This is a genomic window from Brevibacillus panacihumi, assembly GCF_003710985.1.
In the GTDB taxonomy this organism is placed as follows: domain Bacteria; phylum Bacillota; class Bacilli; order Brevibacillales; family Brevibacillaceae; genus Brevibacillus; species Brevibacillus panacihumi.
In genome coordinates, this window is sequence record NZ_RHHT01000008.1 from 1 (window position 1) to 14,273 (window position 14,273).

General features: G+C 46.2%; 11 protein-coding genes. 10 read left to right on the plus strand and 1 reads right to left on the minus strand.

Going from position 1 to position 14,273, the window contains the following annotated elements; genetic code table 11:
- The first annotated feature begins 233 nt into the window (after window positions 1-233).
- From EDM58_RS05530 to EDM58_RS05550, 5 genes are all read left to right on the plus strand, one after another.
- Complete coding sequence (locus EDM58_RS05530; RefSeq protein ID WP_122912476.1) at window positions 234-1,211, plus strand: LacI family DNA-binding transcriptional regulator; 978 nt, start codon at window positions 234-236, stop codon at window positions 1,209-1,211.
- Window positions 1,212-1,355: 144 nt separating this feature from the next.
- Window positions 1,356-3,083 (plus strand): amidohydrolase family protein, encoded by a 1,728-nt coding sequence (locus EDM58_RS05535; RefSeq protein WP_122912477.1) that lies wholly within the window; start codon window positions 1,356-1,358, stop codon window positions 3,081-3,083.
- 143 nt (window positions 3,084-3,226) lie between these two features.
- Window positions 3,227-3,928: a YczE/YyaS/YitT family protein gene (locus EDM58_RS05540; RefSeq protein WP_221175402.1), complete on the plus strand. Its 702-nt coding sequence runs from the start codon at window positions 3,227-3,229 to the stop codon at window positions 3,926-3,928.
- 345 nt (window positions 3,929-4,273) lie between these two features.
- Window positions 4,274-5,776: a malate:quinone oxidoreductase gene (locus EDM58_RS05545; protein WP_122912478.1), complete on the plus strand. Its 1,503-nt coding sequence runs from the start codon at window positions 4,274-4,276 to the stop codon at window positions 5,774-5,776.
- A 156-nt stretch (window positions 5,777-5,932) separates the two neighbouring features.
- Window positions 5,933-6,439, plus strand: a complete 507-nt coding sequence (locus EDM58_RS05550) for a GNAT family N-acetyltransferase (RefSeq protein WP_122912549.1) — start codon at window positions 5,933-5,935, stop codon at window positions 6,437-6,439.
- 9 nt (window positions 6,440-6,448) lie between these two features.
- Here the strand turns inward: EDM58_RS05550 and EDM58_RS05555 are convergent, their stop codons facing one another.
- Window positions 6,449-7,363 carry a LysR family transcriptional regulator gene (locus EDM58_RS05555; RefSeq protein ID WP_122912479.1) on the minus strand — a complete coding sequence of 305 codons (915 nt, stop codon included), beginning with the start codon at window positions 7,361-7,363 and terminating at the stop codon, window positions 6,449-6,451.
- A gap of 189 nt (window positions 7,364-7,552) precedes the next feature.
- On the opposite strand from EDM58_RS05555, the gene EDM58_RS05560 reads away from it, so the two are divergent.
- From EDM58_RS05560 to EDM58_RS05580, 5 genes are all read left to right on the plus strand, one after another.
- Window positions 7,553-8,539 carry an ABC transporter ATP-binding protein gene (locus EDM58_RS05560; protein WP_122912480.1) on the plus strand — a complete coding sequence of 329 codons (987 nt, stop codon included), beginning with the start codon at window positions 7,553-7,555 and terminating at the stop codon, window positions 8,537-8,539.
- Window positions 8,536-9,663, plus strand: a complete 1,128-nt coding sequence (locus tag EDM58_RS05565; protein ID WP_122912481.1) for an ABC transporter substrate-binding protein — start codon at window positions 8,536-8,538, stop codon at window positions 9,661-9,663. The genes EDM58_RS05560 and EDM58_RS05565 overlap by 4 nt, the downstream gene beginning before the upstream one ends.
- A 15-nt stretch (window positions 9,664-9,678) precedes the next feature.
- A complete protein-coding gene (locus tag EDM58_RS05570) occupies window positions 9,679-11,346 on the plus strand; it encodes an ABC transporter permease (protein ID WP_122912482.1) in 1,668 nt (555 codons plus the stop codon).
- Between the two features lie 8 nt (window positions 11,347-11,354).
- Window positions 11,355-12,626 (plus strand): MBL fold metallo-hydrolase, encoded by a 1,272-nt coding sequence (locus EDM58_RS05575; RefSeq protein WP_122912483.1) that lies wholly within the window; start codon window positions 11,355-11,357, stop codon window positions 12,624-12,626.
- A gap of 344 nt (window positions 12,627-12,970) precedes the next feature.
- Window positions 12,971-14,194: a Fic family protein gene (locus tag EDM58_RS05580; protein ID WP_023559124.1), complete on the plus strand. Its 1,224-nt coding sequence runs from the start codon at window positions 12,971-12,973 to the stop codon at window positions 14,192-14,194.
- The last annotated feature ends 79 nt before the right edge of the window (window positions 14,195-14,273 follow it).

Genomic DNA, 14,273 nt, shown 5'->3' on the forward strand with positions numbered 1-14,273 from the left:
ATTTTTGACTTGCGAAAAACAACCCACCCTGTATTCTGACAGGGCGGGTCCTTTTTTTGTCTCACCAGACTGAAGAACGCTCCGTAAAAAGGTGCATATCGTTTTCTACTGAAGGAGAAGATATGTTTAGAATTTTCTTGCAACTAATTCAATCTGCGTGATATGATATTTTTAGCAAAAAGGTTAAACGATTAACTTATACGTTTAACCTGTCGTTAGCAGGGAGGTTTCAAATGGTTACTTTAAAGGATATCGCCAAACACGCCAATGTCAGCGTTTGTACGGTGTCTCGATATTTAAGCTCCAATATGGCGGTCAAAAAGGATACAGAGGAAAGAATTCGATTTGCCATTAAAGAGCTGGGATATGTACCAAATGTTGTCGCAAAAGCGCTAAAACGCAAGGAAACCTCTAATGTGGCTGTAATCCTGCCAAAGATTAATAATCTCTATTATTCTGAGATCACTTCTGGCATCAGCCAAACCTTGGGGGAACACCATTATAATCTTTATATCTATGAAGTGGACAATCTCCATGCAAATGAAGATGAAATACTTCAGCTCATGCGTGAAAACATGATAGCTGGCATTATCTTCATTGGCTTATTTTCTGACAAGACTTTTAAAGAAAGCATCCACAATGTTATAGAATGGAACATTCCCGTTGTGTATGCCAATCGATATATTCCGTACGACGGCTTTCCTTTGGTGTACCCGGATTTAATCAAGGCAAGCAAACTCGGTACAGAATATCTGTCCTCCAGAGGCAGAACTCGAATGGCTTTCATTCATAAGCATCTGCCTGACTATCTGCTTGATTATTTTATAGAGGGCTTTCGTGAAGCGAGCCAGGATCAACAACAGCCGATGGTTATAGCAATCCAGGATGACATGGATCTGTCAAAAGATTGCATCCCGCATCTTCTTCAAAATGATATAGATGGCGTATTTGTCCTCAATGAATTGAGTGCTGCATATCTGACCAAGGCATTGATCAAAGCCAATATTCGTGTACCTGAGGATATTTCTGTATTGAGTTTGGGAAATTCTCTGATGTCACAGATTTCTACACCGGAGCTTACTTGTGTAGATCTGCAAAACCGTGAATTGGGAATAAGAAGTGCTGAAATTATCCTAAGCCAAATTCGAAAGCAAGAATTTGAACCAGTCAATGTTCTGGAGCCGTTTATCGTTGAACGTAATTCTGCCTGATTTTTAGTCTAACTAGACTAAAAGTCAGGTGACTTTTAAACCTCTAAAAGTTAAACGTTTAACTAAAGTTTTTGGATAATTCCGATAAGTGAAGAGCATAGCTCTCCTTATAAAAAAGTGAAGAAAGAAAGGGAGAAACAGTTCATGAAACAAACAGAAACCAATCATCTCGAAAAAGTCCGTGCTATTTTTGATGTTTTGCATGGCAGAAAAGAAGCGGACCTTCTCATGAAAAACTTGAACATCTTGGATGTACATGGGGAAACCGTCTATCAAGGCTCGCTGTTAATTTACGATAAGCGAATTGTTGCCCTTAATCCAGATGAGTCGATGATCAAAGTGAAGGAGGTATTCGATGGCCAGGGGCTTTATGCCATACCGGGTTTGATTGACGCCCACTTGCATTTTGAATCGCAGTTAGCCCATCCGACAGCGCTGGCTGAGGCCATGGTTCCATGCGGGACAACCACGATCTTTGCGGAGTGCCTCGACCTGTTAAGTGCGGCTGGCGAGGATGGTGTACGAGCTGCTCAACACTTGTTCCGCGATTATGACAAGCTGCCGTACAGATTATATGCTTTTGCCCCAGGCAAAAAAACGGCAGCCTGGGTAACAAAAGAAATATTAGATATGGAGCCGGTAATCGGTTTAGGAGAATTCGAGCATTTTACATACAGCAAGGGGGATGAAGACGACTTCCGCAAAGCCGCTTGGGTAAGAGAGAAAGGTGGCTTTATGAATGGACACTGGGGCCTGACTGCTCTGCCTGATATGGTGCTGAATTATTTGCCCGCAATCGGTGTATCCAATAATCATGATGTCTGGAATGGCGACGATATTGAAAAAAGTATTCGCTACGGTTTCCCCACACAAATAAAGTTTGGTGTAGGCAGCAGTGAAGTGATCAAAACATTGCTTCGTGCAATTGTAGACCGCAAGTTCCCTACAGAAAATTTCATGCTGTGCACGGACAACATCTCGATTGAACGTCTTCTGAAAATGGGGCATATGGATTGGATCATCTCGCTATGCGCTGAGATGGGGATCAATCCGATTAAGGCAATCAAGATGGCTACCTACAATACAGCCAGATCCTATCATATGGATGACCAGATTGGCTCTTTGACACCAGGCCGTTTCGCAGACATCGTGCTGACTGACAGTCTATCAAAAATAAACCCTCTCTATGTCTTTAAAGATGGAGAATTGATTGCCAAAGACAGAAAAATGCTTAAGAACGCGGAAATCGACTACTCAGGCATGTGTACCCAAGGAGTAACCGGTCTAGATGACCTAACTCCGGAGCAACTGGATATTGTACCGTTGGAAATTTCTGAAGACGGCTCAAAAGCGAAAGTCTATTTGTTTGATGTATATGGTCGCGGGCATGCGAAGTTTTACCAGGAAGTCTGGGTGCCGATGCAAGATGGAAAGATCGTTCCGGAATATGAAGGAGAAAAAGTAAGTCGCCTGTCTGTGATTCGCCGTTATGCGGAAGGCAAAAGACATGTGGTGAATGGCTTATTCAAGGGCGTATATGTGGAGAACGGTGCCGTAGCAACCTCCTGGCCTGCTCCAATCCCATACTTTGTAGTAGTTGGACAGGAAAGCGAGGAAATGTGCTACTGCGCAAAAGAGGTTGATCAATACTCAGGCGCCTGCATTGTCACTGATGGCAAAACGAATAAGAGTGTTATGCCTATTGAAATCTACGGCATGATGACCAATATGACAGTGCAAGAATTAACCTCTAGTGCTAGGGCAATTGATGCTGCTTTGGAGGAATTAGGCAACCACAACGAAGGTGAACCAGTAGTAAACAAGCTTTTAAGCCTGTTTATTTCTCTGCACCGTTTCCGTTTTATGGAGTAATCCCCCCGAATATAGGAAAGGTGCTCCAAGTCTTTGCTGGAGCACACTTCCTGAAGTCTATTGCATACAAGTCTCAGCATGATCTACAGATCGGTGGTTTTCTCGGTTGGCCCATACATTTTATTGAGAAAGAGGGACGGTATATGCAACATAGCGGCGAGGCAATGGAACTGCAAAGCAATAGCAGTTTAACCAAGAGGTGGATCATTTATATTATCGGCATTTATATACTTACTCTTGGTATTAGCTTGGCAATCAGGGCTGGAATTGGAATATCGCCCCAGAGCAGTCTTACTCGGACGATGACTGTGATCTATCCCGAATTAACGCAAGGAACCTACTCCTTCTTGTTGGAACTCATCATGTTATTTTTAGCATACCTGGTCCTGCCAAAAGATTTTAAATGGAAGTATTTCGCCGGATTAATCCCGGCCTTAGTGTTAAGCGTGTTTTTGGACCTGAATCTACTGCTTACCAGTTTCATTAAACTGGAATTGTATTATACAAAAGTCATGCTTCTCGTTGTCGCGGATGCCGCTCTAGCCTACGGTTTATTTCTCATGATTCGAGCCAACCTCGTTCTGATCCCGGTTGATTTGTTTGTGAATACGGTGTTTAAAAGAACAAAAAGAAAATGGGGGAATATTAAAACGGTTTTCGATTGCTCCTTGCTTGTGATAGCAGCGTGCATCGGTCTGATTTTCTTGAGTGAGATCATGTTTATTCGTGAAGGCACCATTATTAATGCGATATTGGTTGGTCAATATATTAAATTGTATTCCTACCTATATAAGAAAGCACAGACTCGAAAAATCGGCGGGGATCCGACTATCATCAATCGGTAATGTTACCCTGTAGATGTCGAATTTGGTTACCATACATGGTATTTCGTTCGTCTTCAGCACCAAGTTGTTCCTATGGAACGGCTTGGTGTGCCGTTTTTTCACCCCTTAATTCAATCCCCCTATCATTCCTCTCATTTACCGTCTCTTCAATCGCAAATTACTATCAGTAATCGTTTTAATTAGCAAATAATAGTGATACACTATAGTTGTAATAGTGATACACTATAGTCAAGTTACAATTTATCAAGAAAAGGTGTGTACTACAGGTCGCACCTTGGCTTGTTATGGAGCCAAGCAGGAGCGCCTACATCTTTTCTTCAAATATGAGCGAGGTAGGACGGTAAAATGAGTGACAGACAAACCGAAACAGACGTTATTTTGATTGGTGCCGGAATCATGAGTGCGACTTTGGGTACGCTGCTGAAGGAGTTAGTACCGGACTGGAACATTACAGTCTTTGAGAAACTCGCAACCGCAGGGGAAGAAAGTTCCAACGAATGGAATAATGCGGGTACGGGACATTCAGCACTGTGCGAGCTAAACTACACCGTCGAAAAACCGGACGGATCCGTAGATATTAGCAAAGCTATTAAAATCAATGAAGAGTTTCAGGTTTCAAAGCAATTTTGGTCTTATCTTGTAAACAGCAATCTCATACGTAATCCGCAGGACTTTATCAGACCATTGCCTCATTTGAGTCTCGTGCAAGGTGAAAAGAATGTAACGTTTTTGAAAAATCGTTACAAAGCGCTGTCCAACAATCCTCTGTTTCAAGGGATGGAATTCTCCGATGACCCGAAAAAACTGATGGAATGGATTCCGCTCATCATGAATGGCCGCAACTCGAATGAACCGATCGCGGCAACAAGAATCGAATCCGGAACAGATGTCAACTTCGGTGCTTTGACACGCATGCTGTTTGACCACTTGAAGGAAAAGAACGTCGATGTAAAATACAAGCACAGTGTGGAAGATATCAAACGCACCAGCGACGGCTTGTGGGAATTGAAAGTGTGGAACATGGATACGGGCAACATCGAACGCCATACGGCGAAATTCGTCTTTATCGGCGGCGGTGGAGGAAGCTTGCCTTTGCTGCAAAAGTCCGGTATTCCAGAAGGAAAGCATATCGGAGGATTCCCGGTAAGTGGACTGTTCATGGTATGTACGAATCCGGAAGTGATCGAGCAGCATCATGCGAAAGTATACGGCAAAGCCAAGGTTGGCGCTCCGCCGATGTCTGTTCCGCATCTAGACACTAGATTTATCGACAATAAAAAAACATTGCTCTTTGGACCGTTTGCGGGCTTCTCTCCGAAGTTCTTGAAAACCGGTTCTATGTTTGATTTGCTCGGCTCCGTAAAGCCGGATAATGTCTTTACGATGCTGGCCGCAGGCGCAAAAAACGTTCCATTGACAAAATACCTGATCCAGCAAGTAATGCTTTCGAAAGAGCAACGCATGGAAGAGCTGCGCGAGTTTATCCCGAACGCCAAAAGCGAGGATTGGGATATCGTGGTTGCCGGCCAACGTGTGCAGGTAATCAAAGATACGGAGGCAGGCGGCAAAGGGACGCTTCAATTCGGTACGGAAGTCATTAGCGCTGCAGATGGCTCGATCGCTGCATTGCTTGGCGCTTCCCCGGGTGCTTCTACAGCCGTTTCCGTCATGCTTGAGTTGATCAAAAAATGTTTCCCAGAGCAAATCCAAGAGTGGGAACCGAAAATCAAAGAAATGATTCCTTCTTATGGCGTGTCTTTATTGAAAAGCCCAGAGCTTATCGAGGAAATTCATACGTCAACTGGGCGGGCGCTTGGTCTATCCAGTCCAGAATTGGCCCTCGTCTAGCAGGTACAACAAATGAGCGGTCTTCGTCCCGAATTACAGGGGCGAAGGCCGTTTTGTTTTCAACGAAAGGTTTCTTATTCCAAGATGAAGAATATCATTTCAAACACGATTTCTAGGACTGGATCATGGTGATAAGAAAGGGTGATGAACATGGAAATGGAAAATGTAATAAAGATAGAACAAGTAGAGAAAATGGATGCCCACCTAGAGGAGTTCTCAGAATTACTCAAACAGGTGGTTGATAGTGGTGCATCCATGGGGTTTTTGAGGCCATTGGATCTGTCCGTGTCGAAAAGCTTCTGGGAGAACGTACTTGCTCCAAACGTTATTTTATTCGCGGCGAAAATAAACCATCGTATCGTTGGCACAGCACAGCTGCACCTATGCGCCAAAGAGAATGGGAAGCATAGAGCTGAAGTCGCGAAAGTAATGACACATCCTTCTTATCAGAAAAAAGGAATTGGCAGAGCGCTCATGCAGGTGGTAGAGCAAAGAGCCAAGCAAGAGGGCAGGTCGTTGCTGATACTTGATACTAGAGAAGGAGACCCTTCCAATCATCTCTATACTTCATTGGGCTTCATTCGAGCAGGGCGGATTCCCGGCTACGTAAAATCGGAAAAAGGCGAATTAGAAGCAACCATTTTGTATTACAAAGAACTATAAGATCCGCGTTCAACAGTTCCTATCTCCATCGTCACGGTTCCCCATATTCTCCCGCGCCATTTGCAAAAACTGCTGCAACCCTTTGGACAGCCATCTTTCCCTGTGATAGCAGGCATAAATAAAGCGTTCTGGTTCCGGTGGAGGAAGAGGTGCACAAGCAAGTATGTGATTGTTCACTTCTTCTGTTACGGCTTGTCTGGACAGGAACGAGATGCTGTTGCCGAGCATTAACGCCCGTTTGATCGACTCCAGCGAATCCAGCTCCATACAGGTTCGCAGCTTGATCTTGTGGGCAGCAGCCCATTGTGTAGTCATTTGGCTAGTCGTGGAATGCGTGCCGTGAAAAATGAACGGTTCTTGCGCAAGATCGAGAGCATCGATGCTGCTCATAGCGGCAAATCGATGAGCAGCCGAGAACACGATCACCAGCTCATCTTCGCCCATCAGGTGGATGTGGAGCTTGGGCTCATCGAACGGCTGAGAAGAAATAAAGCCGAGATCAATTTGGTGCTCCAGGAGCAATTGTTGAATGACAGGAGCGGGTTTGATCATCAGCTTGACGGACATGCCGGGATACTCCCGACTGAATTGGCTGATCACTTGGGGCAGCAGATACGTTCCTGGAACATAGCTGGCTCCGATGGTGATCGTTCCTCGCTCCACATCTCGGAATTCCAATAGCACCCGCTCCGTTTCTTTCGACAGAGCTGTAATTTTGGACGCATAATGCAAGAGGGCGTTGCCAGCCTCGGTCAGTAATATCACGCCTCCGCGCTGCTCAAACAAGCGAACCCCATAGTACTCCTCCAAACTCTTCATATGAAACGTCACCGTAGGTTGTTTGATCCCCATCACTTCAGCGACAGAAGATACCTTTTTATATTTGGACAAGTGCATGACAATTTCCAGCTTCGTAATATTCACTTCGCGCTCCCCCTCGTATGAACCCTTCTGGCATTTCCGGACGTTTTGCACCCCTATTATAGAGAAAATCTATACGAACCAATAGATCATAATAGAAAATTTAACGATGACGATACGAAAGGTTAACACTAGCAAAAAACAACTGCCGTACACTCAAAGTAGATTCGTAAAACAGGAAGGAAAACGGCAATGGATCTAATCGTAAAGCAACTAACCAAGTCCTTTGGAGCCGTACAAGCGCTCCAGCCACTTGATCTGCATATTCGATCCGGGGAGTTTACGACATTGCTCGGTCCGTCGGGCTGCGGCAAGACCACGCTGCTGCGGATGATTGCCGGCTTGGAAACGCCCGATAGCGGTGAAATCTGGCTCGACGACGAGTGCGTGTTTTCCTCAGAGAAAGGGGTGTTCAAGCCTGTCCATAAACGAAAGCTCGGGATGGTTTTTCAGGACTTCGCTCTTTGGCCGCATCTGACGGTGTACGAGAATGTCGCCTTTGGTTTAAAAGCGACGAAGCAAACCAACGGGATGAAAGAGCGAGTCATGGACGCGATTGGAGCCGTTCGTCTGAGTGGCTTGGAACAACGCTACCCTAGCCAGCTTTCAGGTGGTCAGCAGCAGCGGGTCGCTTTTGCCAGAGCGATTGCAGTCGAGCCAAAGCTGATATTGTTCGATGAACCGTTGAGTGCGCTGGACGCGCTTTTACGAGATGAGATGCGGGCGGAGCTGTTGCACCTGGTGCAGTCGAGAGGACTTACTGCGATCTACGTGACCCATGATCAGCTGGAGGCGATGTCGATGTCTGACCAGATCTTGGTCATGCAGGGAGGCAAGGTGCTGCAAAAAGGAGCACCGGAGGAGATCTACCACCGCCCGACAGAGCCATTCGTAGCGAAGTTCGTGGGAAAATCAAACTGGATTGACCCGGACAAGCAAATGATCCGACCGGAAAAGCTGCGTTGGAGGGGGCGTCCTGGAGATTTGACCTGGTCTGCTGTCGTGAAACGGGTGAGCTACCTGGGAGATCGGTATGAGATCATGCTGGAGCTGGAGGATGGGACCGTATGGGCAGCCTATCATGATCATCGCTTACAGGCAGGGGACCGTGTCCTCGTATACGCATCACCGCATGACATTCATTCGATTCATCCAATAAAGGAGGAAATATACGTATGAAAGCGTCAAAAATGGTCGGCCGTGCAGGGAAAGCAGCATTTCTGACAATGACAATGAGTCTGGCATTTCTCGTAACAGCTTGTGGGAGCAATTCCGCAGCGGGTACACCGAGCAGCAACCAAACTGCAAGTACGACGGCTCCGACACAGACTGCAAGTACAGAATCAGCTCCGACACAGACTGCAAGTACAGAATCAGCTCCGACACCGAAATCAGATAAGCTGACTGTCTATGTGGCGGGTCCGGGCAAGATGGCTGCCCAGATCAAAGAAGGCTTTGAAGCGAAATCAGGCATCAAAATCGAGCAATTCGATGGAACCACAGGCAAAATCCTGGCACGCCTGGAAGCGGAGAAAAGCAATCCAGTTGCAGACGTCGTAATACTGGCGTCTTGGCCGTCGGGACTGTCTTTGAAGGAACAGGGCTTGACCCAAAGCTACGCGGATGCCCAGCATGCTGACAAGCTTTATGACACCTGGGTCGATCAGGATAAACACCTGTTTGGCTACAGTGCATCTGCTCTGGGAATCACCTACAATACCAAGCTGGTAAGCAATCCGCCCGCTGATTGGGCAGATTTGACCAAACCGGAATGGAAGGGTGCTGTCAACATCCCCGATCCGTCCTTGTCCGGCTCTGCATTGGATTTTATCTCCGGGTATCTGAATGAGAATGGAGATGGCGGATGGACGCTGTTCAAATCGTTGAAAGCGAACGATGTAGCGTTGGCGGGTGCCAATAAAGAAGCGCTTGATCCTGTCATTACCGGTGCAAAAAGCGTCGTGATGGCTGGTGTGGATTACATGGCTTATGAGGCGATGGCCAAAGGCGAGCATATCGATATTACATACCCGGCGAGCGGCACGGTGATCAATCCGCGCCCGGCGATGATTATGAAGGATGCGAAAAATCTGGAGAACGCGAAGCTGTTTATGGACTACCTGCTTTCAGATGAAGCGCAAAAAATCGTAGCGGACAGCTACCTGTTGCCTGGACGTACCGATATTCCCGCACATGAAAGCCGTACGCAAGTGAAGGAAATCAAAGAGTTGAAATATGACTGGAACTGGATGACGGAAAAGGGTCCTGCGATCACTTCTGAGTTTTTGGGAATTTTTAAATAAAACAACGAGGTTATGATGAAGCCTTCAACTTCTGCAAGAATAAACAGGTCGTGGGGTGTGGCGCTGGCGCTTGTGCTGATGACATTGCTTGTCGTCACGCCCCTTCTTTTCATTTTGCATACGAGCGTCACTCCGAATGATCAGTGGAACGTGCTGGCACCGCTGCAGGTCATTATGGATGCTGAATTGAGCGTGGTGCTGACGAATTCCATCATTCTTGGCTTTTGGGTTGTGGCAGGGGCCTCCATTTTGGCTTTGCCGATGTCGTTCCTGACCGCCAAGACAAGTCTGGCCAGGCATAAATGGCTGGATGTCGTGCTGATCATTCCGTTTATGACACCGCCTTACATCGGATCGATGGGCTGGATGCTCTTTATGCAGCGGCGCGGATTTTTGGAGCAGATGGCGCCTTTTACCGAAGAGCTGACACCCTATTTCTTCTCTTTATTCGGAATGGTTGCGATTATGAGTCTGCATCTGTTCCCGTTTCTCTATCTGATTCTGCGCAATGCGTTGCGTCGGATCGGGGCAGGCTACGAGGAAGCCGGGGCTGTCTATGGGGGCGGGTTCGTGTACCGCTTCCGCAGAATTTTCGTGCCGCTGCTGCTTGGCAGCTATGCGATGGGGGCTTTGCTGGTTTTTGTGAAGACGATTGCGGAGTTCGGTACGCCAGCTACTTTTGGCCGCAAGATCGGGTACCATGTGCTGACCAGTGAAATTCACAGATTTACGTCCAGCTGGCCGATCGATTTTAGCAAAGCGACCGCGCTCGCTTCCGTCTTGTTGGCTACCTGTCTCATCTTTTGGTATGGGCAAAATCTGATCTCCCGCCGTTATGACTATCAAACGCTGGGGGGCAAAGGCTCCAAGGTAAAGCTGATTCATCTGAAAGGGTGGGGGCGCTTTACGGCCTGGGGCTACATCGTTTTTTTGTTAGCCACCGCTATTGGAATCCCGTACTTTTCGATCCTTGTCGCCTCCCTGCAAAAGCTGCGCGGGGACGGGCTGAGATGGGGGAACTTCACGCTGGAGCATTATCAAAGGCTGCTGACGTGGGGATCTCCGGGCATGGAAGCACTCCTGAACAGTCTGGGTCTGGCCTTGATTACGGCTACCATCGCGGTTGTGATCGGCACGTTCCTTGCCATGCAGATCAAGCATGCCAGCAGGGTGTCGGAGCGTGTAACCGATGTGTTTAGTCTGTTGCCCAACACAGTGCCAGGAATTGTAACCGTAGTCGGGCTGATATTGTTATGGAACGCTCCGTGGATGCCGATCAAAATTTACAATACGTACGGGATGGTCGTCCTCACCTATGTTGTGCTTTTCCTGCCATATACGGTCCAATACGTAAAATCCGGCTATCAGCAGATCGATGCATCGTTGACCAATGCGGGACGAGTGTTTGGCGGAACGCCCTGGTATACCTTTCGCAGAGTCGTACTGCCTTTGCTTGTTCCGGGCATGATGGCGGGCTGGATGATGACGTTTACGATCTCGATCCGGGAGCTGGTCGCATCGTTGATGATTTTGCCTCCTTCGATGAAGGTATCGGCCACCTATATTTATGCACAGTTTGAGCAAGGAGAGGTTTCGCTTGGGATGGCGATGGCTGTCATTTCTGTTGGATTGACAACCATTGTGCTGGCTGTAATGAACTACCGAGGCGCTGACAGGACGTGATGTGATTGATGCAAGTAGAGGTATGGGGCGGTGCAGGCGAGCATGGCCGCTCCTGTTATTACGTCCAGTTTGGACAACGATCGGTCCTGCTGGATTGCGGGGTAAAAAAGGGACAGGAAGACATGTATCCCCTGCTGGATGCAGCCAAAGTCCGCACGCTGACGACCGTTTTTTTGTCCCATGCGCATGAAGACCACTCCATGGCGATACCGCTATTGTATCGTCATGGGTATAACGGGGTCGTTTGGACCACGCGCTCGACAGCGCATATGTTGGAAAGCTATTATGCAAGCTGGCAAAGGTACGTGAGCGATGCCGGGAAAGAGATGCCCTATACAGCGGAACATATCGAGCAAGTGCGGTATCGTTTTTTGGAAGACGTGTCCGCACCGGGACAATGGTTTTCGGTGGAGCCTGGAATCGAGGCCTGCTGGGGCCCAAGTGGACATTTGGCTGGCTCCGTCTGGTTTCTGCTCAAAGCAGAGGGGCATACGCTTTTCTATTCGGGTGATTACAGTCCGGACTCAAGGCTGCTTTCAGCAAATTTGCCTGCCCCAGAGTATGTGAAGGATCTCTCACTCGCGATTATAGATGCAGCCTATGCGGATGATGAGACAGAACAGGAGATCCTGATCGAAACATTGGTTGAGACATGCAGACAGGTGTTGAATCGAGGAGGTCATGTTTGGCTACCAGTGCCGATGTGTGGCAGAGGTCATGAAATGATCGAAATTCTGGCCGAGGCGTTCCCCGACACTCAGATGCTATGTGATGAGCAGCTGGAGAAGGGCTTTCAGGCATTATGCGGGGACGAGTTTTGGTTTCAAGCGGACAAATGGCACGCATACAAGCAGATGTGGAGCAACCGCGTCCAGGTATTGAACGAGGAACAGGTGATGCGAAGAAGCACTTTGCCCGAGAGAACGATCTTCCTGTCAGCGGACCCGATGCTGCAATCGAGAGCTTCGGGGATTGTGCTGGAAGCCTGCCGAGCCCGCCAGGAAAACGCAATCCTTTTGACGGGACATGTCTATCCGGGGACGCGTGCTGCCCAATTGTTAGCCGAAGAAAAACCAGGTTTTGAAGTGACCCGATGCCGATACAAAATTCACCAGGGTCTTCCAGATGTGAGACGAATGCTTGATCAACTAAGGCCGAAATCAACCTTGCTCGTGCATGCTCCCAAAGTCAAGACGGATCGGTTGCAAACGAAGCTGATCGCTTCGGGCTATGACGGCATTTTCTCTTGTGTGCCGGGGGATACGATCATCATGGGATAGAGCAGTCAAAAATGACTGCTCTTTAAATTTTTTTGCCTTGAAAATTCCTGACTTCCATAATGAGATTGAATAATGTGGAATTTCCAAGTCTAGAATAGTAACACCTGTAAACAAGGGGGTGTTACCATTATATGTATGTAAAATGTCCGTCCTGCAACAGAGAAGTAAAGATCAAAAAAAATGGCAATGGGAGATGTGTATGTGGGGCAAATATTAAGGTGATCAATTGAATGATACCCAAATCCTATTTGTAAAAAAGTGCGATATTTTACACATAAGTATGGACATTAACACCCTCTATGTGTAAATATCTTTATATAATAGGTCAAGGGGTGTGCAGGAAAATGAGATATCTTTATAAAATCTATCATGAAATACCCGTTACAGATTTCCACGAAATACACCAAAAGAGATTCAAATTTGATACAACGATTCGTTTAGGTCTGTCGATAAAGCCGATGAAACAGCCGCATTCATATGAATTATATTACGTTCCTACAAATAAAATGTTAGAGATGGTAAGCAAAATCCATCTCATTTCCAATTCCTTTTTGCAGACATTTCAGATACTTCCTACGGTTGCACAGAAACAATTCATTAATGAGTGTCTGGTCGAAGAATTATATAATACGAATCAATTAGAAGGAATTAGAAGCACGAGAGAGGAGATTGCCAGAAGCGCAAAAGAGGTCAAACTAAATAAGAAAACAAAAACTAGATTTGCGAGTATGATTAAGTCCTATTTACGTCTGCTAAATAATGATATCGAGTTGCCGGAGTCCGCGAAAGATATTAGAGCGATCTATGACGAGATTACCAATGGAGAAATCGAACAACAGGAGTTACCAGATGGAGAAGTTTTTCGAAAGGAAATCACCTATATTTTAAAAAAATCAGGTACTGGCAAGGTCATTCATCAGGGGATAACCCCAGAAAAGGAAATCATCCATAAGACCGAACAGTTACTGAGGTTTATGAATGATAATGACGAAATCCCTGCTCTTATAAGGGTCGCTATTGGACATTATTATTTTGGGTATATTCACCCTTTCTATGATGGGAATGGACGAACTTCAAGGTTTATCAGCAGTATATATTTATCAAAGGTGTTGGGAAATATCGCCTCTCTATCATTGTCCAGAGGATCAAATAAATATAAAAATAAGTATCTAGATATTTTCGAGATTACCAATAGCATCAAGAGCAGAGGAGAAATGAATTGTTTTATTGAGACTTTTTTAAGGATTATCATAGATACTCTGGTCCAAATGAACGCGGAGTTAAAAGAAAAAAGCGAGTTGTTGAGTATCGCTGCACAAAAAATAGATGTTGAACCCAAGTTGGCAAATAAGGAAGAACTTCATAAAGATATTATGTTGATATTAGCGCAAAACCATTTCTTTGATTCAAGTATGGGACTTACAATTAAGGAGTTGGCGGCCATTGTCAGCAAATCAGAAGCAACGATTAGGAAGATTGTAAGGGACTTAATTGCTATGTCTCTCATCGAGCAAAAAGGTGAACGACCGGCATATTACTGTATGAAACAAGAGTATTTTGAAATCTAGCATGCTTACATAGACAGTCACAAACGGCTGTCTTTCTTTGCATAATAGTGAGAGAAATAAAGGACGAACATGATGATAA

Excerpts from the sequence above, each read along its gene's own strand:
- EDM58_RS05530 (WP_122912476.1), top strand. The coding sequence starts at position 234 with ATGGTTACTTTAAAGGATATCGCCAAACACGCCAATGTCAGCGTTTGT.
- EDM58_RS05560 (WP_122912480.1), top strand. The coding sequence starts at position 7,553 with ATGGATCTAATCGTAAAGCAACTAACCAAGTCCTTTGGAGCCGTACAA.
- EDM58_RS05540 (WP_221175402.1), top strand. The coding sequence starts at position 3,227 with ATGCAACATAGCGGCGAGGCAATGGAACTGCAAAGCAATAGCAGTTTA.
- EDM58_RS05550 (WP_122912549.1), top strand. The coding sequence starts at position 5,933 with ATGGAAAATGTAATAAAGATAGAACAAGTAGAGAAAATGGATGCCCAC.
- EDM58_RS05535 (WP_122912477.1), top strand. The coding sequence starts at position 1,356 with ATGAAACAAACAGAAACCAATCATCTCGAAAAAGTCCGTGCTATTTTT.
- EDM58_RS05570 (WP_122912482.1), top strand. The coding sequence starts at position 9,679 with ATGAAGCCTTCAACTTCTGCAAGAATAAACAGGTCGTGGGGTGTGGCG.
- EDM58_RS05580 (WP_023559124.1), top strand. The coding sequence starts at position 12,971 with ATGAGATATCTTTATAAAATCTATCATGAAATACCCGTTACAGATTTC.
- EDM58_RS05545 (WP_122912478.1), top strand. The coding sequence starts at position 4,274 with ATGAGTGACAGACAAACCGAAACAGACGTTATTTTGATTGGTGCCGGA.
- EDM58_RS05565 (WP_122912481.1), top strand. The coding sequence starts at position 8,536 with ATGAAAGCGTCAAAAATGGTCGGCCGTGCAGGGAAAGCAGCATTTCTG.
- EDM58_RS05575 (WP_122912483.1), top strand. The coding sequence starts at position 11,355 with ATGCAAGTAGAGGTATGGGGCGGTGCAGGCGAGCATGGCCGCTCCTGT.